This window comes from Bradyrhizobium stylosanthis (genome assembly GCF_001641335.1).
GTDB classification, from domain to species: Bacteria; Pseudomonadota; Alphaproteobacteria; order Rhizobiales; family Xanthobacteraceae; genus Bradyrhizobium; species Bradyrhizobium stylosanthis.
On the sequence record NZ_LVEM01000002.1, the window covers coordinates 1,238,636 to 1,259,343 of the forward strand.

Genomic DNA, 20,708 nt, shown 5'->3' on the forward strand with positions numbered 1-20,708 from the left:
TCGTGGACAGGGGTAATGTTATAATATAACGTTCCCAGATGGTTCCCGCCGCGTCCCACGCCCATCATCACGACCATGCCCATGCCCATGGCCATTCTCATGACCACGGGCATTCGCATGGGCACGACCACACCCACGCCCATGTCCATGACGCGGCCTCGCCGCATCCGGCCCAGGCGGCGCCCTGGTCGATCCTGCGCATGACCATGGCCGGCCGCCTCGCGGCCGCGCTCGCCGTCTGCGCCGTGCTCTGGGGCGTGGTCTTCCTGGCGATGAGATGAGGATGGCGGCGCTGCATTTCCACAACGTCACGCTCGGCTATGACCGGCATCCGGCCGTGCATCATCTCAGCGGCGAGATCGCGCGCGGCGCGCTGGTCGCCGTGATCGGCCCCAACGGCGCCGGCAAGTCGACGCTATTGCGCGGCATCGTCGGCATCCTCCGGCCGCTCGACGGCAGCATCCATCTCGGCGGGCTGGACGCCCGCGATATCGCCTATCTGCCGCAGAGCGCGGAGATCGACCGCAGCTTCCCGATCTCGGTGTTCGATTTCGTCGGCACCGGGCTGTGGCGCGAGGCCGGCCTGTTCGGCGGCATCGGCAAGGCCGCGCGCGCGAAGATCCTCCGCGCCATCGCATCCGTCGGCCTCAACGGTTTCGAGAACCGCCCGATTGGCACGCTCTCCGGCGGCCAGATGCAGCGCGTGCTGTTCGCGCGCGTGCTGCTCCAGGATGCCAGCCTGATCGTGCTCGATGAGCCCTTCAACGCCATCGACAGCAAGACCACCACCGATCTGCTCGCGCTGGTGAAGCACTGGCACGGCGAGGGCCGCACCGTGCTTGCCGCGCTGCACGACATGGAGATGGTGCGCACCCATTTCACCGAGACGCTGGTGCTGGCGCGCGGCCCCGTCGCCTGGGGACCGACGGCGGAGGTGCTGACGCCGGAGAATTTGATGGTCGCGATGCGGATGTGCGAGGCTTTCGACGACACCGCCGCGGCCTGTGGCGAAGATGGGCGCTCGCAGGCGGCGTGATCACAGATGGTCTATGACGCGCTGATCGGCCCGTTCACCGAATTCGAGTTCATGCGGCGCGCGCTCGCCGCCGTGATCGCGCTGTCGCTGGCCGGCGCGCCGATCGGCGTGTTTCTGATGCTGCGGCGGATGAGCCTCGTCGGCGACGCCATGGCACATGCGATCCTGCCCGGCGCCGCGATCGGCTTCCTGCTCTCCGGCCTCAATTTGTTCGCGATGACCGCCGGCGGCCTGATCGCAGGCTTTGCGGTCGCGATCCTCGCCGGCGTGGTCGCGCGCTCGACCGGGCTGAAGGAGGATGCCTCGCTCGCGACCTTCTATCTGGCGTCACTGGCGCTCGGGGTCACCATCGTCTCGATCAAGGGCACCAATATCGACCTCCTGCACGTGCTGTTCGGCAACATCCTCGCGATGGACGATCAGACGCTGCTGGTGGTCGCCTTCAACGCCACCGTGACGCTGCTGGTGCTTGCGGTGATCTACCGCCCGCTGGTGATCGAGAGCGTCGATCCCCTGTTCCTGCGCACCGTGAGCCGGGCCGGAGGCCCTGCGCATCTCGCCTTCCTGGCGCTGGTCGTCATCAACCTCGTCAACGGCTTCCAGGCACTGGGCACGCTGCTGGCGGTCGGCCTCATGATCCTGCCCGCGGGCATCGCGCGGTTCTGGTCGCGCGATCTCACCGCGATGATCTGCATCGCCGTCGTCGCGGCCGCAATCTCCGGCTATGCCGGACTCGTGCTGTCGTTCCAGACCCGCATTCCCTCGGGGCCTGCGATCATCCTGGTCGCGACCGTGCTCTACATCGTCTCCGTGCTGTTCGGCCGCGTCGGCGGCATCGTCCGGCAATTGTTTCCCGGCCGGCATCTGGAAGCGTGACGATGCGCGTCCTCCTGCTCCTCGCCTTGCTGATCGTCGCCTCGCCGCTGCACGCCGCCGAGCGGCTCAACGTCGTCGCGAGCTTCTCGATCCTTGCCGATTTCGTCCGCAACGTCGGCGGCGATCGCGTCAACCTGACCACGCTGGTCGGCCCCGACAGCGACGTCCATGTCTACACGCCGGCGCCGGGCGATGCGAAGCGGATCGCGGAGGCGAAGCTCGTCGTCGTCAACGGGCTTGGGCTCGAGGGCTGGCTGCCGCGCCTCGTGCAGTCCGCAGGGAGCAAGGCGCAGGTGGTCACCGCGAGCGCTGGCATTGCGCCGCTGAAGCTCGGCTCGACCGCAGATCCCCATGCCTGGCAGTCGGTCCCCAATGCCAGGATCTACGTGACCGATATCGCCGATGCGCTGGCCGCGGCCGATCCCGATGACGCGGAGTTCTTCCGCGCCCAGGCCAGGGCCTATCTGGAAAAGCTCGAAACGCTGGACCGCGAGGTCCGCGAGACCGTCGGCAAGATCCCGCCCGAGCGGCGCAAGGTGATCTCCACCCACGACGCCTTCGGCTATTTCGCCGCCGAATACGGCATCCAGTTCGTCGCCCCCCTGGGCGTCTCCACGGAAACCGAGCCCAGCGCCCGGGACATCGCCGCCATCATCGGCCAGATCAAGGCCCAAAAAATCCCGGCGGTATTTCTGGAAAATATCAGCGATGACCGCCTGATCCGGCGGATCGCGGCCGAGACCGGGGCAAAGGTCGGCGGGACCCTGATTTCGGACGGTTTGACCGGCGAAAAGGGGCCTGCACCCACTTACATTGACATGGTCAGGCACAATATAAAGGCCCTGACCAGCGCGCTTGACCATTAGGGCAGGGGGCCACCCCGCCTCGCGTCGCGCGGAAAAAGCCCGAAGTCGGAGTTGTTATGTCTGAAGCGACCTCCCAGAAAATTCCCGTGACCGTGCTGACCGGCTATCTCGGTGCCGGCAAGACCACGCTGCTCAACCGTATCCTGTCCGAGAACCACGGCAAGAAATACGCCGTCATCGTCAACGAGTTCGGCGAGATCGGCATCGACAACGACCTCATCATCGGCGCCGATGAGGAAGTGTTCGAGATGAACAACGGCTGCATCTGCTGCACCGTGCGCGGCGACCTCGTCCGCATCATGGACGGCCTGATGAAGCGCAAGGGCAAGTTCGATGCCATCATCGTCGAGACCACCGGCCTTGCCGATCCCGCGCCGGTCGCCCAGACCTTCTTCGTCGACGAGGACGTGCAGAAGAACGCCCGACTCGACGCGGTCGTCACCGTCGCCGACGCCAAATGGCTGTCCGACCGACTCAAGGACGCGCCCGAGGCCAAGAACCAGATCGCCTTCGCCGACGTCATCGTCCTGAACAAGACCGATCTCGTCAACAAGGGCGAGCTCGCCGAGGTCGAGGCCCGCATCCGCGGCATCAACCCCTATGCGAAGCTGCACCGCACCGAGCGCTGCTCGGTCGCGTTGGCCGACGTGCTCGACCGCGGCGCGTTCGATCTGGACCGCATCCTCGACATCGAGCCCGACTTCCTCGAAGCCGGCGACGATCATGACCACGACCATGATCACCACCATCATCACGGCCACGACCATCATCACCATGATCATGGTCACGGCCTGAAGCACTATCACGACGAGGACATGCAGTCGCTGTCGCTCAAGACCGACAAGCCGCTGGATCCCAACGTGTTCATGCCCTGGCTGCAGAACCTCGTGCAGGTCGAGGGCGGCAAGATCCTGCGCTCCAAGGGCATTCTCGCCTTCCACGACGACGACGACCGCTACGTCTTCCAGGGCGTCCACATGATGCTGGAGGGCAACCACCAGCGGAAGTGGAAGGAGGGCGAGCCGCGCGAAAGCCGCCTCGTCTTCATCGGCCGCGAATTGCCGGAAAAGGCCATTCGCGAAGGCTTCGAGAGCTGCATCGTCTCGTGATGAAAGAGTTTACGCCGGCCCCCGATTCCGCCTCGATCGTCTCCGTCACCGACCGCGTCAAGCCGGTCGCGCTCGGCATGGCCGTGACCTCGGTGCATTTCCTCAGGGATCGCGCCGCCTTCGTCGGCGGTGAGGAGAACGTCAAGTTCGTCGACGCACAGGGCGAGATCACCACGGTCGCCGTGCATGGCGGCGGCATTCTCTCCACCGCCTCCGACGGCAAGCGCATCGTGATGGGCGGCGACGACGGCAAGGTCGTCTCGCTCGACGCCAAGGGCGAGGTGACACTGCTCGCCACCGACCCGAAGCGGCGCTGGATCGACGCGGTGGCGCTGCACGCCGACGGCGCCTTCGCCTGGTCGGCCGGCAAGGTCGCGACCGTCAAGAGCGGCAAGAACGAGGAGAAGTCGCTCGAGGTGCCCTCGACCGTCGGCGGTCTTGCCTTCGCGCCGAAGGGCCTGCGGCTCGCGATCGCCCATTACAACGGCGCCACGCTGTGGTTTCCGAACATGGAAGGCTCGGCCGAATTCCTGCCCTGGGCCGGCTCGCATCACGCGGTCACCTTCAGCCCCGACAACAAATTCCTGGTCACCGCGATGCACGAGCCGGCGCTGCACGGCTGGCGCCTCGCCGACAACCGGCACATGCGCATGACCGGCTATCCCGGCCGCGTCCGTTCGATGTCCTGGAGCGCGGGCGGCAAGGGCCTCGCGACCTCGGGCGCCGACACCGTCATCATCTGGCCGTTCGCCAGCAAGGACGGCCCGATGGGCAAGGAGCCCGCCATGCTCGCGCCGCTGCAGGCGCGCGTCTCGGTGGTCGCCTGCCATCCCAAGAACGACATCCTGGCCTGCGGCTACAGCGACGGCACCGTGCTGATGGTGCGGCTGGAGGACGGCGCGGAGATCCTGGTCCGCCGCAACGGCACCCCGCCGGCGGCTGCGATCGCCTGGAATGCCAAGGGCACGCTGCTGGCCTTCGCCGACGAAAATGGGGACGGCGGCCTGCTGGAGCTTTAATTCGTCATGGTTCCCGCCGTATAGGGGATCATGCGGTTTCTCACGACCTTCCAGCTTGCCGATTTCGCGGACACGCTGGTCAGCCTGACCACGGCCTTCGTGCTGGGCACGCTGATCGGCGCCGAGCGGCAATATCGCCAGCGCACCGCGGGCCTGCGCACCAACGTGCTGGTCGCGGTGGGCGCGGCCGCCTTCGTCGACCTCGCCATGCATCTGACCGGCGCCGACGGCGCGGTGCGGGTGATCGCCTATGTCGTCTCAGGCATCGGCTTCCTCGGCGCCGGCGTCATCATGAAGCAGGGCATGGACGTGCGCGGGCTCAACACCGCGGCGACGCTGTGGGCCTCTGCTGCGGTCGGCTCCTGTGCCGGCGCCGACCTCGTCGCCCAGGCCGCGATGCTGACCGTGTTCGTCATCGCCGGCAACACCATGCTGCGCCCGCTGGTCAACGCCATCAACCGCATCCCGCTGAACGAGAAGGCGCTCGAGGCGACCTATTACTTCAAGCTCGCGGTGGCGACCGATGCCCTTCCGGACATGCGCGACCGTCTCGTCGACAAGCTCGAGGCCGCCAAATACCCGGTCGCCGATATCGAGGTTGCCGAGATCGGCGAGGAGAATCTCGAAATCGTCGCCAAGCTGGTCGCGACCGCCGTCGACCCGAACGAACTGAACGCGGTGGCGACCGACCTGCAGCATTTGCCGGGCGTGCGGCATGCGACGTGGGAAGTCAGCACGACGGAGTAGCGCGGCCTTTTGGCGCGCAAAGGGGCGGTTCCTGCTTGTAGGGCCCCGGAACCGGCGCGCCCTGGTTTCGTTGATCCCGCAGACAAAGGCGGTGATCGACATGCCCGGCCCAGATGACAAGCGCAGATTGAAGCTCGATTTGACGATTGCCGGCTCGCTGTTCGCGGCAGGCGTTGTCGTGTCGGTGATGTCGCTGGCTCAGATCCGGGCCGAAAGCCGGATGGAGCTGGCGCAGGGGACGCAGCCGCTCCAGGGCACGCCGTCCGACGAGCAGAGCAAGGTGCCCGCCGAAGCCAAGCCCGGCGGTGACCGGCCGACCACGCCGGCGCCCGAGCCCGCACGCCCGGATCCGCAGACCCAGGGCGCGGCGACCAAGCCGGCCTTGCCTCCGGCGCCGGCCGAGAAGATCGCGCCGCCGATCGAGAAGAAGTAGCGGGATCTTCGTTACTGCGTCATGGCCGGGCATAGCCGTCCGAAGGACGGCGTCGCTTCCGCTCGCCTATGTCCCGGCCATCCACGTTCTTGGCGTAGCGCTTAGCAACTCCGTGGATGCCCGGGACAAGCCCGGGCATGACGGCAGTGATTACCGCACCAGGATATTCTTGAACTGCCAGGGATCAGACGTGTCGATATCCTCCGGGAACAGTCCCGGACGATCCGTCAGCGGCGTCCAGTCGGTGTAGAAACCCTTCACCGGGCCGAGATACGGCAGCTGGATTTCCAGCAGGCGATCGAAGTCCATCTCGTCGGCTTCGACGATGCCCTCCTTCGGGTTCTCCAGCGCCCACACCATGCCGCCGAGCACGGCGGAGGTCACCTGCAGGCCGGTGGCGTTCTGATAGGGCGCGAGCGCTCGGGTTTCCTCGATGGAGAGCTGCGAGCCGTACCAATAGGCGTTGTTGTCGTGGCCGAACAGCAGCACGCCAAGCTCGTCGATGCCGTCGACGATCTCGTTCTCGTCGAGGATGTGGTGCTTCTCCTGCATCTTGGCGGCGCGGCCGAACATCTCGTGCAGCGACAGCACGGCGTCGTCGGCCGGGTGGTAGGCATAGTGGCAGGTCGGCCGGTAGACCGCCTTGCCGGATGCATCGCGCACCGTGAAGTAATCGGAGATCGAGATCGACTCGTTGTGGGTGACGAGGAAGCCGTACTGCGCGCCGCGGGTCGGGCACCAGGTGCGCACGCGCGTGTTGGCGCCGGGCTGCATCAGGTAGATGGCCGCGCCGCATCCGGCTTCATGGGTCTTCGCATTCTCCGGCATCCACTTCTCGTGGGTGCCCCAGCCGAGCTCGGAGGGCTGCACGCCTTCCGACAGGAAGCCTTCCACCGACCAGGTGTTGACGAACACGTCGGGCTCTTTCGGCGTCTTCGAGCGCTGGGTGTCGCGTTCGGCGATGTGGATGCCCTTGATGCCGGCCTGCCGCATCAGGTCCGCCCATTCGGCCTTGGTCTTGGGACGGGGAGCATTGAGCTTCAGATCGGCGGCGACGTTGAGCAGCGCCTGCTTGACGAAGAAGGAGACCATGCCGGGATTGGCGCCGCAGCAGGAGACGGCCGTGGTCGAGCCCGTCGGGCGCGCCCGCTTGGCGGCCAGCGTCACTTCGCGCAGCGCGTAGTTGGAACGGGCTTCCGGGCCCTTCGAGGCATCGAAATAGAAGCCGAGCCAGGGCTCGTTGACGGTGTCGATATAGAGCGCGCCGAGCTCGTTGCAGAGCTCCATGATGTCGGTCGAGCCGGTGTCGACCGAGAGATTGACGCAGAAGCCCTGGCCGCCGCCTTCGGTGAGCAGCGGGGTCAGCAACTCCCGATAATTGTCTTTCGTCACGGCCTTCTGGATGAAGCGCACGTTCTGCTTTTCGCAATGCGCCTTGCGGCCCTCGTCCTTGGGGTCGATCACGGTGACGCGCGACTTGTCGTAATCGAGGTGCCGCTCGATCATCGGCAAGGTGCCCTTGCCGATGGAGCCGAAGCCGACCATGACGATCGGGCCGGTGATCTTCGCGTAGATCTGCGAGGGGGCGCTCATAGGATAGATTCTCCGGAAAGTGCTGGCAGTGAGGGGTGGATCAGGCGCTGCGGCGCTTGGCGGTGACTTCGATCTCGACCTTCATCTCGGGCTTGGCGAGCCCGCTGACGACCAGCAACGTCGCCGCCGGCCGGATGTCACCGAGGACTTCGCCGCAGACGGCGAAGTGGGCGTCGATGTAGCTCGCGTCGGTGACGTAGTAGGTCGCACGGACGATATCGGCCATCTCGAATCCGCCCTCCTTCAGGGCGGCTGCGATGGTCTTGAAGCAGTTGCGTGACTGGCTCGTGACATCGGCCGGCATCGTCATCGTCGTGTAGTCGTAGCCGGTGGTTCCCGCAACGAAGGCGAAATCGCCGTCGATCACGGCGCGGCTGTAGCCGACGGACTTCTCGAGCGGGGAGCCGGTGGAGATCAGGCGACGGGACATGGTCATGGGCCTCGACTGAAGGGGGTGTTTCGCGGGGTTAAAGGGCGTTTCCGCCGCCTGCGCAACCCCCAAGGAAAGGGTTCGGCGCAGGCGCGGCCGGGCGTTGCCGCTCAATGCGGTTGTCGGTCTTCGCTACGAAAGCGATCCCTCAGGCCGCGTGCGCTTGGAGGCCGCGAACCGACCTCCGTTTGGGCAGGGCGGCGCCGGTCGGGACGATCATCCCCTCGGCGCCGTCGAGGCTGCCGGCCTGGAATTCGACCGCCAGCAGGCGGTCGCGCTCGAACGGGCCGGGCAGCGAGAGCCCGGCGGTCTTCTCGGCCGAGAAGCCGAAGCGGGCGTAATAGGGGGCATCGCCGAGCAGGATCACGGCGTCATGCCCGCGCGCCCGGGCGGCCGCCAGCGCTTGATTCATCAGCGCGGCGCCGATCCCGAGCTCGCGGCAGGCAGGGTCCACCGCCAGTGGTCCGAGGACCAAAGCGGGCCTGCCTCCGGCGCTGACATGCCACAGCCGCACGGTTCCCACGAGCTTGCCCTCGCGCATCGCCGACAGGGCAAGGCCTGTGGCGGGCGCACGTCCGTCGCGCAGGCGCTGGCAGGTGCGGCCGTGGCGGGTCTCGCCAAAGCAGGCATCGAGCAGCGCCTCACGCATCGCGACGTCTCCAGCACGTTCCGCACGGATCGCGAACGGAGCGGCTTTCGAGGTGAGGGCGACTTGTGGCTTCCGAGGAGCAGTCATGGCACGTCAGTCCCCGCTTGAGCGGCGTGCGCAAGGCACGCCGGTTCAAGGCGTCGTCAGATCGAAATGTCAGGGAGGAGCCGGCAAGCCGGCTCCGGGTTCGTCAGGCCTCAGACCAGGAGGCGGATCAGATGTGGTAGGTCTTCAGCGGCGGGATGCCGTTGAACGCCACCGACGAGTAGGTCGACGTATAGGCCCCGGTGCCTTCGATCAGCACCTTGTCGCCGATCTCGAGCGTGACGGGGAGCGGATACGGGTTCTTCTCGTACAGCACGTCGGCGCTGTCGCAGGTCGGACCTGCGAGCACGCACGGCGTCATGTCCGCGCCGTCGTGACGGGTGCGGATGGCGTAACGGATCGACTCGTCCATGGTCTCGGCGAGACCGCCGAACTTGCCGATGTCCAGATAGACCCAGCGCACCTCGTCCTCGTCGCTCTTCTTCGAGATGAGCACGACCTCGGATTCGATGATGCCGGCATTGCCCACCATGCCGCGGCCCGGCTCGATGATGGTCTCCGGAATCTGGTTGCCAAAGTGCTTGCGCAGCGCGCGGAAGATCGAGCGGCCGTAGGTCACGACCGGCGGCACGTCCTTCAGGTACTTGGTCGGGAAGCCGCCGCCCATGTTGACCATGGTGAGGTTGATGCCGCGCTCGGCGCAGTCGCGGAATACCTGCGAGGCCATCGCCAGCGCACGGTCCCACGCCTTCACCTTGCGCTGCTGCGAGCCGACATGGAAGGAGATGCCGCACGGCTCCAGGCCCAGGCGCTTGGCGACGTCGAGCACTTCGACGGCCATCTCCGGGTCGCAGCCGAACTTGCGTGACAGCGGCCACTCGGCGCCGGCGCAGTCATAGAGGATGCGGCAGAACACCTTCGCGCCGGGGGCGGCACGGGCGACCTTCTCGACCTCGGCGGCGCAGTCCACCGCGAACAGGCGGATGCCGAGCGCGAAGGCGCGCGCGATGTCGCGCTCCTTCTTGATCGTGTTGCCGAAGGAGATGCGGTCGGGCGTAGCTCCGGCAGCCAGCGCCATCTCGATCTCGGCGACGGTCGCGGTGTCGAAGCAGGAGCCCATGGAGGCCAGCAGCGCCAGCACTTCCGGCGCCGGGTTCGCCTTGACGGCATAGAACACGCGGCTGTCGGGCAGCGCCTTGGCGAAGGTCTGGTAATTGTCGCGCACGACCTCGAGGTCGACGACGAGGCACGGCTCGGTGTCGAGACCATCCTTGCGGCGATTGCGCAGGAATTCCTGGATACGTTCGGTCATTGCACTCTCCAGCGGCCCCAGCGACGGGGTCCGCATCAACGTGACGTCGGATAAGAGCGCTCTGGCCACACCGCGCGATGGAGGCGCGTTGATGCCAAAATACTCAAACCAGACTGTGCTGCCGTGGATTGGTTGGGAGAGCTTCCCGCCCGCACACCTGGCAATGAAGGACAAGCCTTTTCAGTAGCCCGCGCCGGCGTTGGAATGCCGGTAGAGACCAAAAAAGCCCGATCCGTCGTTGCTTTAAGTCGCGTCCCCCGTTGAGAGCGGGGTGCGCCGGTTCGCCTCCGGCTGCCAGTCACGGTTGCAAAGAGCGAAGTCACCTTCGACTAGGCATCTCTTTGAGAGAGATGCTGGACGCTTCGGGTTTGCCTTCAGTCTTCCGGCTATGAGCCTTCCGACTTCCGCACTTCCGAAGAGCCCCTCGGCTTCTTCACCCCTTGGCGGCTGTCCGGCCTCTTGTCCGGATACCTACCGACTGACACACGACCACAGGCACGTGCGAAATTGGGCAAGACCGCACATAAGCGTTTTGACCCTGCTTCGCAAGAATTTTTTTAGGCTGAGAACAGAATTGCCTAACGTCTGCTTGCGCAGTGTTGCGCGAGCGACGCGGAAGATGAACGCGCGTTAAGTTTTCGCTGTGCCGCGCGCGTCTCTCGCGCGCGAGACGCGTCAGCCGCGCTTGGTGAAGGGCTCGATGCGCTGAGCTGCGCGGACGAACGCGGTCATCACCAGCACGCCGAGTGCGAACAGCACGGCCTGCAGGATGTGCGCGCCTTGATCGCCGAGTCCGAACAGGATCGCGAGCGCCCAGCCGCCGGCGAAGGCCGCGCCGAACACCTCGGCGCCGATCAGGATGGCGGCGCTGATGACGGTGATGACGCTGGGCCAGACGATCTGGCGGGAGGACTGGGAAGGCGCGTTCATGAGCTCGGGGGTCCTGTCTTGGAGGGCCGCAATCTCCCCGAAAAGGCGGGCGGGAGCAAGGCCAAATGGCCCAAAAAAGCCCGATCGCGTGCTATAGCTTGTCGCAACAAACCAGCTCAAAAATCGGGACTTGCGATGTCAGAACCCCGCCAAACTACGGACTCCGGGATCAATCCGCTGCTGAAGGCCTGGGTGACGCCGTTTGCCACCCCGCCCTTCGACGAGATCGCGCCGGAGCACTTCCTCCCGGCCTTCGAGCAGGCCTTCGCCGACCATTCCGCCGAGATCGCGGCGATCACCAACGATCCCGCCGCGGCCGACTTCGCCAACACCATCACGGCGCTGGAGCGCTCCGGCAAGCTGCTGAGCAAGGTCGCGGCGGTGTTCTACGACCTCGTCTCGGCGCATTCCAACCCGGCCATCCTGGAGATCGACAAGGACGTCTCCTTGCGGATGGCGCGGCACTGGAATCCGATCATGATGAACGCCGTGCTGTTTGGCCGCATCGCCCAGCTGCACGAGAACCGCACCAATCTCGGTCTTTCGCCCGAGCAGCTTCGCCTGCTGGAGCGCACCTACACCCGCTTCCACCGCGCCGGCGCCGGCCTCTCGGAGGAAGCCAAGACCCGGATGGCCGAGATCAACGAGCGGCTGGCCCAGCTCGGCACCGGCTTCAGCCATCATCTGCTCGGCGACGAGCAGGAATGGTTCATGGAGCTCGGTGAGGCCGACCGGCAGGGCCTGCCCGAGAGCTTCGTCGCCGCCGCCAGGGCTGCGGCCGAAGAGCGCGGCATGGCCGGCACGGCCATCGTCACGCTGTCGCGCTCCTCGGTCGAGACCTTCCTGAAGAGCTCGGCGCGGCGCGATCTGCGCGAGAAGGTCTACAAGGCCTTCATCGCGCGCGGCGACAACGGCAATGCCAACGACAACAACACGACCATCGGCGAGATCCTGAAGCTGCGGGAGGAGAGCGCCAACCTGCTGGGCTACCCGACCTACGCAGCCTACCGGCTCGAGGATTCCATGGCCAAGACACCGGATGCGGTCCGGAGCCTGTTGGAGCGGGTCTGGAAGCCGGCGCGCGCCCGGGCGCTGGCCGACCGCGACGAGATGCAGGCGCTGATCACGGAAGAGCGCGGCAATTTCAAGCTGGCTCCCTGGGACTGGCGCTTCTATGCCGAGAAGCTGCGCCTGCAGCGCGCCAATTTTGACGATACCGCGATCAAGCCCTATCTCGGCCTCGACCACATGATCGCCGCCGCCTTCGATTGTGCCACGCGCCTGTTCGGCGTCACCTTCGAGGAGCGCAAGGACGTCCCGGTCTGGCATCCGGACGTCCGGGTCTGGGAGATGAAGGGGCCGGACGGCAAGCACAAGGCGCTGTTCTACGGCGACTACTTCGCCCGCCCGTCGAAGCGCTCCGGCGCCTGGATGACCTCGCTGCGCGACCAGCAGAAGCTCGACGGCGACGTCGCGCCGCTGGTCCTCAACATCTGCAACTTCGCCAGGGGCGCCGAGGGCGAGCCTGCGCTGCTGTCGCCCGACGATGCCCGCACCCTGTTCCACGAGTTCGGCCACGGCCTGCACGGCATGCTCTCCAACGTGACCTATCCGTCGCTGTCGGGCACCTCCGTCTTCACCGATTTCGTCGAGCTGCCGTCCCAGCTTTACGAGCACTGGCAGGAGCGGCCCGAGGTGCTGCAGCAGTTCGCCCGCCACTACCAGACCGGCGAGCCGCTGCCCGACGACCTGCTGCAGCGCTTCCTCGCCGCGCGAAAGTTCAACCAGGGCTTTGCCACGGTCGAGTTCGTCTCCTCGGCGCTGGTCGATCTCGAATTCCACACCCAGCCGGCCGCCGCCGCGCAGGACGTTCGCGCCTTCGAGAAGAAGGAGCTGGAGAAGATCGGCATGCCAGAGGAGATCGCGCTGCGCCACCGGCCCACGCAGTTCGGCCATATCTTCACCGGCGATCACTATGCCGCCGGCTATTACAGCTACATGTGGTCGGAGGTGATGGACGCCGACGCCTTCGGCGCGTTCGAGGAGGCCGGCAACATCTTCGATCCTGCGGTGGCCAAGCGCCTGCACGACGACATCTATTCGAGCGGCGGATCGGTCGATCCGGAAGCCGCCTACGAGGCCTTCCGCGGCCGCCCGCCCGAGCCCGACGCGCTGCTCCGCCGCCGCGGCCTGCTCGACGACGCCAAGGCCGCCTGATGGGCATGCGCGTCCTGTTCGGCCTGCTGCTCGCCGCAGCCATGACGCTCGTCGCGGGTGCGGCGAGCGCGCATCCGCATGTCTGGATCACCGCGACCAGCGAATTGCTCTACGCCGCCGACGGCAGCATCACCGGTGTGCGCCATTCCTGGACCTTTGACGACATGTTCTCGGCCTATGCGGTGCAGGGGCTCGAGAGCAAGACCAAGGGCGCCTATACGCGCGAGGAGCTCGGGCCGCTGGCGCAGACCAATGTCGAGTCGCTGAAGGAATATGCCTACTTCACCTTCGCGCGAGCGGACGGCAAGAAGGAGCGATTTCAGGAGCCGGTCGACTATTTCCTCGACTACAAGGACACGGTGCTGACCCTGCACTTCACGCTGCCGCTGAAGAATCCGGTCAAGCCGAAGCAATTGATGCTCGAAGTGTTCGACCGCTCCTACTTCATCGACTTCCAGATGGCCAAGGACAATCCGGTCAAGCTGGTCGGCGCGCCCGCAGGCTGCCAGATGAAGCTCGACCGTCCCAGCGACGGCTCGGCCACCGCCCAGAAGCTCAATGAGCAGACCTTCCTGAACGGCGAGAACAGCAATTTCGGCATGATGTTCGCCAACAAGATCACGGTGGATTGCCCTTGATCGGTCGTCTCCAATCTCCGCTTGCGCGCGGGCTGCTTGCCTGCGCCGCCGTTCTCCTCGTCGTCGGCGTGGCGGATGCCGCGCTTCACGATCTCCTCGCGCAAAATCCCTTCGGCGCGCCGAAGGCGGCGCAGGCGTCCCAGCCCGAGGCCAGCGGGCTCATCGGCTGGCTGCTGGCCAAGCAGTCGGAATTCTATCGCCAGATGTCGTCGACCATCCGCGCCGCCAAGTCCGACGGCTCGGCGGTGTGGACGCTGCTGTTCATCTCGTTTGCCTACGGCATCTTCCACGCGGCCGGCCCCGGCCACGGCAAGGCGGTGATCGCCTCCTATCTCGTCGCCAATCGCGAGACCGCGCGGCGCGGCATCGCGCTGTCCTTTGCCTCGGCGCTAATGCAGTCGCTGGTGGCGATCCTCATCGTCGGCATCTCGGCCTGGATCCTGAATGCGACCGCCAAGACCATGTGCAAGGCGGAAGGAATGATCGAGATCGCAAGCTACGCCCTGATCGCGCTGTTCGGCCTTCGCCTCGTCTGGGTCAAGGGCCGCACCTTCATCCGCGCGCTGCAGGCGACCCAGCCGGTGCCGGCGATGGCGGGCGTGCCGCACGACCACGATCACGGTCATCACCATCAGCACGATGCGCATGATCATCACGGGCACGATCATCATCACCACGATCATGCCCATGCCCATGATCACCATACCCACGCCCATGACGACCACGGGCATGACCACGTCCATGACGAGCATTGCGGCCACTCCCATGGGCCGACCCCGAGCGAGCTCGCCGGACCCGGCGGCTGGCGGCGAGGCTTTGCTGCGATCCTGACCGTCGGCATCCGGCCCTGCTCGGGTGCGATCCTGGTGCTGGTGTTCGCGCTCGCCCAGGGCCTGTTCTGGGCCGGCGTCGCCGCCACCTTCCTGATGGGGCTCGGCACCGCGATCACGGTCGCCGCGATCGCGGTCGTCGCCGTCTCCGCCAAGGACATCGCCGCTCGCCTGAGCGCCGGCCGCGACGGCGGCGGCGCGCTGTTCATGCGCGGCATCGAGTTCGGCGCCGCCGCCCTCGTGCTGCTGTTCGGCGTCGGCCTCCTGTTCGGCTACATCGCGGCAGAGCGGACGACGTGTTTCTAGCCGGGCTCTCGTGCCCCGGACGCAGCGCAGCGTCTCTTCGACGGTGCACTGCTGAGCCGGGGCCCATCTCTCCGTACGGTGGCCTGTAGCCTTCCGGGTCCCGGCTCTGCGGAGCAGCGAGTACGCTGCACCGCGTCCGGGACACGAGAGGTGCATAATCCGGGCAACGGCGCGCTTTGCGAACCTCCTTCCGCTCGGCTATTCAGGCGGTCAAAATCAACAAGGAACGCCTCGGAGGCTCGATGTCGCGCGAACAGTTCTGGTTCTTTCACCCGTTTCGGGTGCGCTATTCCGAGATCGACGGCCAGGGCGTCGTCTTCAATGCGCATTACCTGACCTACTTCGACACCACGATCACCGAGTATTTCCGCGCGCTGGGCTTTGACCAGTATGCGGATGCCCAGGCGAGCGGCATCGATTTCCACGTCGTCAAGTCTGTCATCGAATACAAGGCGCCTGTCAGGTTCGACTGGGAGCTCGACGTCGGCGCGCGCGTGGCGCGGATCGGCAATTCGAGCCTCACCTTCGAACTCGCCATTTTCCTGAAGAGCGGAGTGGACGCGCTGGTGACCGGCGAGATCGTGTGGGTCTACACCAACCAGCAGACCCATCGTCCGGTCGCAATACCGGCGTCGATCCGGAAGCTGATCGCGACACGGGAACGTCATCTGTCGGCATGAGGCCGCCTCACACCGGCAAGAACCGCTTCAGCATCGGCATGAAGAAGATCCCGAGATTGATCGCAAGGCCGATGCTCCAGAGGATCGAGCGCAGCGTCGGGCGGTTGCCGAGATAGGTCAGCACATAGGCGATCCGCACGATCAGGAACAGCGCCGCGAGCTCGTCGATCAGCCGCTGCGGCGAATCCCTGAATTCGGCGAGCAGCACGGCGAAGGCGAAGAACGGGAAGGTCTCGATGCCGTTCTGGTGGGCGCCCAGCGCGCGCTGTGCGAGGGCGTCCTCATAGAAGGCGGGATCGCGCGGCCGGGAATTGTCGAAGCGGCGAAACCCGATCCATTTGATTGAGGCGATCGTAGACAGGTAGAGCAGCAGCGCCCCGAATACGCACCATTCCGCGAGCGTCATCGTTCCTCCCCCGCTTGGGTGCGACCCTAGCGAAACCGCCCTCATCTTGACAAGTTCGGACCAACGCGCGACCCAACCAGCCATGAACAGCGTCGTCCCCCTCGAGACTGCGAAACCGGCCGCCCGATCCGGCCTGCCGCGCGCCGGCGTGCTCCTGGTCAACCTCGGCACGCCCGATACGGCCGACGCTCCCGGCGTCCGGGTCTATCTGAAGGAGTTCCTCTCGGACGCCCGCGTCATCGAGGACCAGGGCCTGATCTGGAAGCTGGTGCTGAACGGCATCATCCTGCGCAGCCGTCCCCGCACCAAGGCGCTCGACTACCGCAAGATCTGGAACACCGAGCGGAACGAGTCGCCGCTGAAGACCATCACGCGCTCGCAAGCCGACAAGCTGGCGGCCGCCCTGTCGGATCGCGGCAACGTCGTGGTGGACTGGGCGATGCGTTACGGCAATCCATCGATCAAGTCGGGCATCGACGCGCTGATCGCCAAGGGCTGCGAGCGCATCCTCGCGGTGCCGCTCTATCCGCAATATTCCGCTTCGACCTCGGCGACCGTCTGCGACGAGGTGTTCCGCGTGCTCGCGCAGCTGCGCAACCAGCCGACGCTGCGGGTGACGCCGCCTTACTACGAGGACGAGGCCTATATCGAGGCGCTCGCGGTCTCGATCGAGACGCATCTTTCGACGCTCCCCTTCAAGCCGGAGCTGATCGTCGCCTCCTTCCACGGCATGCCGAAATCCTATGTCGACAAGGGCGATCCCTATCAGCAGCACTGCATCGCCACGACCGAAGCGCTGCGCCGCCGGCTCGGCATGGACGAGACGAAGCTGCTGCTGACCTTCCAGTCGCGTTTCGGCAACGACGAGTGGCTACAGCCCTATACGGACAAGACCATGGAGCGGCTCGCCAAGGAGGGCGTGCGCCGCATCGCGGTGGTGACGCCGGGCTTCTCGGCCGATTGCCTCGAGACGCTGGAGGAGATCGCGCAGGAGAACGCCGAGATCTTCAAGCACAATGGCGGCGAAGAGTTTTCCGCGATCCCGTGCCTGAACGACAGTGGACCCGGCATGGATGTCATCCGCTCCCTGGTGCTGCGCGAACTCCAGGGCTGGATATAGACACGTGAACCGCCGCGAGCTCCTGATACTTGGGATGGTCGCGGCGCTGCCGTCGCCGGTGCTGGCGCAGCAGCCGGCGCGCCGGCTCGGCGTGCTCTCGGTCACGGCCGCCGACGATACCGTCGGCCAGACCCGCAGTGCGATCCTGGTCGAGGCGCTCGCGGCCCATGGCCTAAAGGAGCACGATAATCTCAGGATCGATTGGCGCAGCGGCGCCGGCGACCGCGTGCGGATCGCGGCGCTCGCCGACGAGCTGATCGCGCTCAAGCCCGACATCCTGCTCGCGGTCGGCACGCCCTCGGTCGAGGAGCTGCGCCGTCGCACCGCGACGATCCCGATCGTGTTCGCGATCGTTACCGACCCCGTCAGCCAGGGCTTCGTCAAAAACCTCGCCCATCCCGGCGGCAACGTCACCGGCTTCACCGATTACGACGGCCCGCTGGCCGGCAAATGGCTGGAGATGCTGACGCAGGTCACGCCAAAGGTGTCGCGCGTCTTTGTCGTCTACAATCCCGCCACCGCGCCGTTCGCGCCCCTGATGCTGCGCACGATCGAGGACGCCGCACGGACGCTTCACGTCGCCGTCGAGCCCGCGCCGGTGCAGGATGCCGCTGCGATCGCGGCGCTGGCCTCGCGCAAGGACGGCGGCTTCCTGGTCCTGCCGGACTTCTTCACCATGGCCAACCGCGCGCAGCTGCTGGCGGCGATCGCGCAGGCGCGCCTGCCGGCGGTGTTCTGGAGCCGCACCTTCGTCGAGGAGGGCGGGCTGATGTCCTACAGCACCGACAGCGCCGAGCAGATCCGTCGCGCGGCTTCCTACATCGACCGCATCCTGAAGGGCGCGCAGGCGGCCGACCTCCCGGTTCAGAACCCCACCAAGTTCGAGCTCGCGGTCAACCTGAAGACGGCCAAGTCGCTGGACCTGGTGATCTCGCCCTCGCTGCTGGCGATCGCCAACTCCGTGGTTGAATAACCGCGCTGCCGCACCTCTCCTTCTGGAGCAGGCCGCAGCGGTCTGACATAGTGGCGTGGGGAGTCCGTCGCCATTCGGTGGCGGCGGCGGACGGCACAAGGCGGCGGGTTTCGGTCAATGCGGAGATGGGTATTTGTCGTTGTCGCGGCCTGCGCGCTCGCAGGCTGCAATACGACCGGCGATGTTGCGTCCACCATGTATCCGGACGCGGTGCGGGCCGGCAGCTCCGTCAAGGGCGATGCGGCCATCCTGCTGGTCGGAAACGGCGGCAGCGAGACGATCAACTATCTTCAGTTCGTTCACAGCGGCTTTCCGGCAATCAATGCGCGTGGGATCACCCTTGCTCCGGACGGATTTGTCGCCATTCCCGTCGCGGTCGGAACGACCGGCCTCGAGCTGCAGAACTACACGACGACGGGCCGCCCGGGCACCTATCTCCCGAACGGCGTGGCGTCGGGATTCGTGCCGGTGCGCACGCCGAAGATCGATATCGTCTCGCCCGGCCTGTATTACGTGGCGACCGTCTTTCCGGGGCAGCCGCGCAATTTCGAGACCAGGCCGACCGCCGCCCAGCTGGCGAAGCTGCGCAGGGAGCGGCCCGAGCTCGCCGGGTTGAAGCCGGTCAATTTCGGCTGGTCCAACTAGGCCGGCGGTGGGGTGGGCGGCGCCGCTTTTCAATGGCCGCAGTGCCGCCGGTTCAAATAAATTCATCCCCCGCCGTGCTTGCGGAATTATCGCTGCAAACCGACGTGAATTGCGAGCGCTGAACCGGTAGGGTCGTGATCCCGACCAATGACAGCGCCGGAAAGGGCCTTTTCCCGGCTTTCTTTCCGCCTTGGAGGAGCTATGAGCGGTTTCGACATTTTCGCGATTGTTCTTGTCTTGCTCGTCATCGTCACGCTGATTGCCGGCGTGAAGACGGTGCCGCAGGGCTATGACTGGACCATCGAGCGGTTCGGCAAATACACCCAGACGCTGAGCCCCGGGCTCAATCTGATCGTGCCCTATTTCGATCGCGTCGGGCGCAAGATCAACATGATGGAGCAGGTGATCGACATCCCCGAGCAGGAGGTGATCACCAAGGACAACGCCACCGTGACGGTGGACGGCGTCGCCTTCTTCCAGGTGTTCGACGCGGCCAAGGCGAGCTACGAGGTCGCCAACCTCAATCAGGCGATCACGGTTTTGACCATGACCAACATCCGCTCGGTGATGGGCTCGATGGATCTCGACCAGGTGCTGTCGCATCGCGACGAGATCAACGAGCGCCTGCTCCGCGTCGTCGACGCCGCGGTCTCGCCCTGGGGCGTCAAGGTCAACCGCATCGAGATCAAGGACATCGTGCCGCCGGCCGACCTCGTCGAGGCCATGGGCCGGCAGATGAAGGCCGAGCGCGTCAAGCGCGCCGACATCCTCGCCGCCGAAGGCCAGCGCCAGTCGGAGATCCTGCGCGCCGAGGGCGCCAAGCAGGGCCAGATCCTCCAGGCCGAAGGCCGCCGCGAGGCCGCCTTCCGCGACGCCGAGGCGCGCGAGCGCCTGGCCGAAGCCGAGGCCAAGGCGACGCTTGCGGTGTCCGAAGCCATCGGCAAGGGCGACGTCGCCGCGCTGAACTATTTCATCGCGGACAAGTATATCAAGGCGTTCGGCCAGTTCGCCGAGGCGCCGAACCAGAAGATCATCATGCTGCCGATGGAAGCCACTTCGATGCTCGGCTCGCTCGCCGGCATCGGCGAGATCGCGAAGGCCACGTTCGGCGAGAGCGCGGCATCCGCGGCCGCCGCCGCTCGCCGTCCCGGCTCGGTGCCGCCGTCCAGCCCCACGCCGCCGGCAGTGCCCCCGCGGCAGGGATAATGATCGGCGCACGCCCTCAGGGCATGCGCCATTTCAGAGAGGTCGTGTCATGACCGACATGTTCGTATCGCTCGGCACCTGGAACTGGCTGATCTTCGGCTTCATCCTGATGGCGCTGGAGACGATCGCACCGGGCGTGTTTCTGTTCTGGCTCGGGCTCGCGGCATTGCTGGTGGGCCTGATCTCGTTCGGTGTCCATCTGTCCTGGCAGATCCAGCTCGTGATGTTCGCGGTGTTCGCGGCAGCCGCCGTGCCGGTGTGGCGCCGCCTCGCGCGGCCGAAGCTTGATGAAAGCGCGAGCCCGTTCCTGAACAAGCGCACCGAAGCACTGCTCGGGCGCGAGTTCACGCTGGAGAAGCCGATCATCGACGGCTCCGGCACGGTGCGCATCGGCGACACGGTCTGGCGCGTCGCAGGGCCGGACACGCCGGCGGGGACGAAGGTGAAGGTGGTGCAGGTCGACGGCGCCAATCTGACGGTCGCGGCGGCGTAGCCTTCTTACCTCTCCCCGCTTGCGGGGAGAGGTCGGATCGCTCTTGCGATCCGGGTGAGGGGGTACAGGTCTCACGACGATCACACGTGTGGAGAGAGGCCCCTCACCCCAACCCTCTCCCCGCAAGAACGGGGAGAGGGAGAACACCG

23 protein-coding genes are annotated in these 20,708 nt (G+C 66.1%); 17 read left to right on the top strand and 6 right to left on the bottom strand.

Going from position 1 to position 20,708, the window contains the following annotated elements; all coding sequences use genetic code 11:
• The first annotated feature begins 38 nt into the window (after positions 1–38).
• The 8 genes from A7X65_RS17735 (at position 39) to A7X65_RS42650 (ending at position 6,086) form a co-directional block, all read left to right on the top strand.
• On the top strand, positions 39–281 hold the full coding sequence (locus tag A7X65_RS17735; protein ID WP_063686931.1) for a hypothetical protein: 243 nt from the start codon (positions 39–41) through the stop codon (positions 279–281).
• Between the two features lie 2 nt (positions 282–283).
• Positions 284–1,036 (top strand): metal ABC transporter ATP-binding protein, encoded by a 753-nt coding sequence (locus A7X65_RS17740; RefSeq protein WP_063686933.1) that lies wholly within the window; start codon positions 284–286, stop codon positions 1,034–1,036.
• 6 nt (positions 1,037–1,042) lie between these two features.
• Positions 1,043–1,912 (top strand): metal ABC transporter permease, encoded by an 870-nt coding sequence (locus tag A7X65_RS17745; RefSeq protein WP_063686936.1) that lies wholly within the window; start codon positions 1,043–1,045, stop codon positions 1,910–1,912.
• Between the two features lie 2 nt (positions 1,913–1,914).
• Positions 1,915–2,778 carry a metal ABC transporter solute-binding protein, Zn/Mn family gene (locus tag A7X65_RS17750; protein ID WP_063686938.1) on the top strand — a complete coding sequence of 288 codons (864 nt, stop codon included), beginning with the start codon at positions 1,915–1,917 and terminating at the stop codon, positions 2,776–2,778.
• A 56-nt stretch (positions 2,779–2,834) separates the two neighbouring features.
• On the top strand, positions 2,835–3,887 hold the full coding sequence (locus A7X65_RS17755; protein ID WP_063686940.1) for a CobW family GTP-binding protein: 1,053 nt from the start codon (positions 2,835–2,837) through the stop codon (positions 3,885–3,887).
• The gene (locus tag A7X65_RS17760; protein ID WP_063686942.1) at positions 3,887–4,906 is read left to right on the top strand and encodes a WD40 repeat domain-containing protein; all 1,020 of its coding nucleotides are present in this window, start codon (positions 3,887–3,889) and stop codon (positions 4,904–4,906) included. The genes A7X65_RS17755 and A7X65_RS17760 overlap by 1 nt, the downstream gene beginning before the upstream one ends.
• A 30-nt stretch (positions 4,907–4,936) precedes the next feature.
• Complete coding sequence (locus tag A7X65_RS17765; RefSeq protein ID WP_063686944.1) at positions 4,937–5,653, top strand: MgtC/SapB family protein; 717 nt, start codon at positions 4,937–4,939, stop codon at positions 5,651–5,653.
• Positions 5,654–5,753: 100 nt separating this feature from the next.
• Positions 5,754–6,086, top strand: a complete 333-nt coding sequence (locus A7X65_RS42650) for a hypothetical protein (RefSeq protein WP_063687768.1) — start codon at positions 5,754–5,756, stop codon at positions 6,084–6,086.
• Positions 6,087–6,236: 150 nt separating this feature from the next.
• On the opposite strand, the gene A7X65_RS17775 is transcribed toward A7X65_RS42650, so the two are convergent.
• The 5 genes from A7X65_RS17775 to A7X65_RS17795 form a co-directional block, all read right to left on the bottom strand.
• Positions 6,237–7,679 (bottom strand): homospermidine synthase, encoded by a 1,443-nt coding sequence (locus A7X65_RS17775; RefSeq protein WP_063686946.1) that lies wholly within the window; start codon positions 7,677–7,679, stop codon positions 6,237–6,239.
• Positions 7,680–7,719: 40 nt separating this feature from the next.
• Complete coding sequence (locus A7X65_RS17780) at positions 7,720–8,109, bottom strand: RidA family protein (protein ID WP_063687770.1); 390 nt, start codon at positions 8,107–8,109, stop codon at positions 7,720–7,722.
• A gap of 148 nt (positions 8,110–8,257) precedes the next feature.
• Positions 8,258–8,845, bottom strand: coding sequence for a GNAT family N-acetyltransferase (locus A7X65_RS17785; RefSeq protein ID WP_063686948.1), 588 nt, complete (start codon positions 8,843–8,845; stop codon positions 8,258–8,260).
• 127 nt (positions 8,846–8,972) lie between these two features.
• Positions 8,973–10,115, bottom strand: a complete 1,143-nt coding sequence (locus A7X65_RS17790; RefSeq protein WP_063686950.1) for a type III PLP-dependent enzyme — start codon at positions 10,113–10,115, stop codon at positions 8,973–8,975.
• Positions 10,116–10,790: 675 nt separating this feature from the next.
• Positions 10,791–11,045, bottom strand: coding sequence for a hypothetical protein (locus A7X65_RS17795; RefSeq protein ID WP_063686952.1), 255 nt, complete (start codon positions 11,043–11,045; stop codon positions 10,791–10,793).
• Between the two features lie 135 nt (positions 11,046–11,180).
• Here A7X65_RS17795 and A7X65_RS17800 point away from each other — a divergent pair, with 135 nt between their 5' ends.
• The 4 genes from A7X65_RS17800 to A7X65_RS17815 all read left to right on the top strand — a co-directional run bounded on the left by A7X65_RS17800 (position 11,181) and on the right by A7X65_RS17815 (position 15,716).
• Positions 11,181–13,262, top strand: coding sequence for a M3 family metallopeptidase (locus A7X65_RS17800; RefSeq protein WP_063686954.1), 2,082 nt, complete (start codon positions 11,181–11,183; stop codon positions 13,260–13,262).
• Positions 13,262–13,900, top strand: a complete 639-nt coding sequence (locus A7X65_RS17805; RefSeq protein WP_063686956.1) for a DUF1007 family protein — start codon at positions 13,262–13,264, stop codon at positions 13,898–13,900. The genes A7X65_RS17800 and A7X65_RS17805 overlap by 1 nt, the downstream gene beginning before the upstream one ends.
• Positions 13,891–15,036 (top strand): nickel/cobalt transporter, encoded by a 1,146-nt coding sequence (locus tag A7X65_RS17810; protein ID WP_063686958.1) that lies wholly within the window; start codon positions 13,891–13,893, stop codon positions 15,034–15,036. The genes A7X65_RS17805 and A7X65_RS17810 overlap by 10 nt, the downstream gene beginning before the upstream one ends.
• A gap of 242 nt (positions 15,037–15,278) precedes the next feature.
• Positions 15,279–15,716 carry an acyl-CoA thioesterase gene (locus tag A7X65_RS17815; RefSeq protein ID WP_063687772.1) on the top strand — a complete coding sequence of 146 codons (438 nt, stop codon included), beginning with the start codon at positions 15,279–15,281 and terminating at the stop codon, positions 15,714–15,716.
• A gap of 7 nt (positions 15,717–15,723) precedes the next feature.
• On the opposite strand, the gene A7X65_RS17820 is transcribed toward A7X65_RS17815, so the two are convergent.
• A complete protein-coding gene (locus A7X65_RS17820) occupies positions 15,724–16,122 on the bottom strand; it encodes an MAPEG family protein (RefSeq protein ID WP_063686960.1) in 399 nt (132 codons plus the stop codon).
• An 82-nt stretch (positions 16,123–16,204) separates the two neighbouring features.
• Here A7X65_RS17820 and hemH point away from each other — a divergent pair, with 82 nt between their 5' ends.
• From hemH to A7X65_RS17845, 5 genes are all read left to right on the top strand, one after another.
• On the top strand, positions 16,205–17,242 hold the full coding sequence (gene hemH / locus A7X65_RS17825; protein WP_063686963.1) for a ferrochelatase: 1,038 nt from the start codon (positions 16,205–16,207) through the stop codon (positions 17,240–17,242).
• A 4-nt stretch (positions 17,243–17,246) separates the two neighbouring features.
• Positions 17,247–18,215 carry an ABC transporter substrate-binding protein gene (locus A7X65_RS17830; RefSeq protein WP_063686965.1) on the top strand — a complete coding sequence of 323 codons (969 nt, stop codon included), beginning with the start codon at positions 17,247–17,249 and terminating at the stop codon, positions 18,213–18,215.
• 117 nt (positions 18,216–18,332) lie between these two features.
• Positions 18,333–18,860, top strand: a complete 528-nt coding sequence (locus A7X65_RS17835; RefSeq protein WP_245323586.1) for a hypothetical protein — start codon at positions 18,333–18,335, stop codon at positions 18,858–18,860.
• Positions 18,861–19,061: 201 nt separating this feature from the next.
• The gene (locus A7X65_RS17840) at positions 19,062–20,066 is read left to right on the top strand and encodes an SPFH domain-containing protein (RefSeq protein WP_063686969.1); all 1,005 of its coding nucleotides are present in this window, start codon (positions 19,062–19,064) and stop codon (positions 20,064–20,066) included.
• Positions 20,067–20,115: 49 nt separating this feature from the next.
• Complete coding sequence (locus A7X65_RS17845; RefSeq protein ID WP_063686971.1) at positions 20,116–20,559, top strand: NfeD family protein; 444 nt, start codon at positions 20,116–20,118, stop codon at positions 20,557–20,559.
• Positions 20,560–20,708 lie beyond the last annotated feature (149 nt).

Excerpts from the sequence above, each read along its gene's own strand:
- A7X65_RS17735 (WP_063686931.1), top strand. The coding sequence starts at position 39 with ATGGTTCCCGCCGCGTCCCACGCCCATCATCACGACCATGCCCATGCC.
- A7X65_RS17740 (WP_063686933.1), top strand. The coding sequence starts at position 284 with ATGGCGGCGCTGCATTTCCACAACGTCACGCTCGGCTATGACCGGCAT.
- A7X65_RS17745 (WP_063686936.1), top strand. The coding sequence starts at position 1,043 with ATGGTCTATGACGCGCTGATCGGCCCGTTCACCGAATTCGAGTTCATG.
- A7X65_RS17750 (WP_063686938.1), top strand. The coding sequence starts at position 1,915 with ATGCGCGTCCTCCTGCTCCTCGCCTTGCTGATCGTCGCCTCGCCGCTG.
- A7X65_RS17755 (WP_063686940.1), top strand. The coding sequence starts at position 2,835 with ATGTCTGAAGCGACCTCCCAGAAAATTCCCGTGACCGTGCTGACCGGC.
- A7X65_RS17760 (WP_063686942.1), top strand. The coding sequence starts at position 3,887 with ATGAAAGAGTTTACGCCGGCCCCCGATTCCGCCTCGATCGTCTCCGTC.
- A7X65_RS17765 (WP_063686944.1), top strand. The coding sequence starts at position 4,937 with ATGCGGTTTCTCACGACCTTCCAGCTTGCCGATTTCGCGGACACGCTG.
- A7X65_RS42650 (WP_063687768.1), top strand. The coding sequence starts at position 5,754 with ATGCCCGGCCCAGATGACAAGCGCAGATTGAAGCTCGATTTGACGATT.
- A7X65_RS17775 (WP_063686946.1), bottom strand. The coding sequence starts at position 7,679 with ATGAGCGCCCCCTCGCAGATCTACGCGAAGATCACCGGCCCGATCGTC.
- A7X65_RS17780 (WP_063687770.1), bottom strand. The coding sequence starts at position 8,109 with ATGTCCCGTCGCCTGATCTCCACCGGCTCCCCGCTCGAGAAGTCCGTC.
- A7X65_RS17785 (WP_063686948.1), bottom strand. The coding sequence starts at position 8,845 with ATGACTGCTCCTCGGAAGCCACAAGTCGCCCTCACCTCGAAAGCCGCT.
- A7X65_RS17790 (WP_063686950.1), bottom strand. The coding sequence starts at position 10,115 with ATGACCGAACGTATCCAGGAATTCCTGCGCAATCGCCGCAAGGATGGT.
- A7X65_RS17795 (WP_063686952.1), bottom strand. The coding sequence starts at position 11,045 with ATGAACGCGCCTTCCCAGTCCTCCCGCCAGATCGTCTGGCCCAGCGTC.
- A7X65_RS17800 (WP_063686954.1), top strand. The coding sequence starts at position 11,181 with ATGTCAGAACCCCGCCAAACTACGGACTCCGGGATCAATCCGCTGCTG.
- A7X65_RS17805 (WP_063686956.1), top strand. The coding sequence starts at position 13,262 with ATGGGCATGCGCGTCCTGTTCGGCCTGCTGCTCGCCGCAGCCATGACG.
- A7X65_RS17815 (WP_063687772.1), top strand. The coding sequence starts at position 15,279 with ATGTCGCGCGAACAGTTCTGGTTCTTTCACCCGTTTCGGGTGCGCTAT.
- A7X65_RS17820 (WP_063686960.1), bottom strand. The coding sequence starts at position 16,122 with ATGACGCTCGCGGAATGGTGCGTATTCGGGGCGCTGCTGCTCTACCTG.
- hemH (WP_063686963.1), top strand. The coding sequence starts at position 16,205 with ATGAACAGCGTCGTCCCCCTCGAGACTGCGAAACCGGCCGCCCGATCC.
- A7X65_RS17835 (WP_245323586.1), top strand. The coding sequence starts at position 18,333 with ATGCGGAGATGGGTATTTGTCGTTGTCGCGGCCTGCGCGCTCGCAGGC.
- A7X65_RS17840 (WP_063686969.1), top strand. The coding sequence starts at position 19,062 with ATGAGCGGTTTCGACATTTTCGCGATTGTTCTTGTCTTGCTCGTCATC.
- A7X65_RS17845 (WP_063686971.1), top strand. The coding sequence starts at position 20,116 with ATGACCGACATGTTCGTATCGCTCGGCACCTGGAACTGGCTGATCTTC.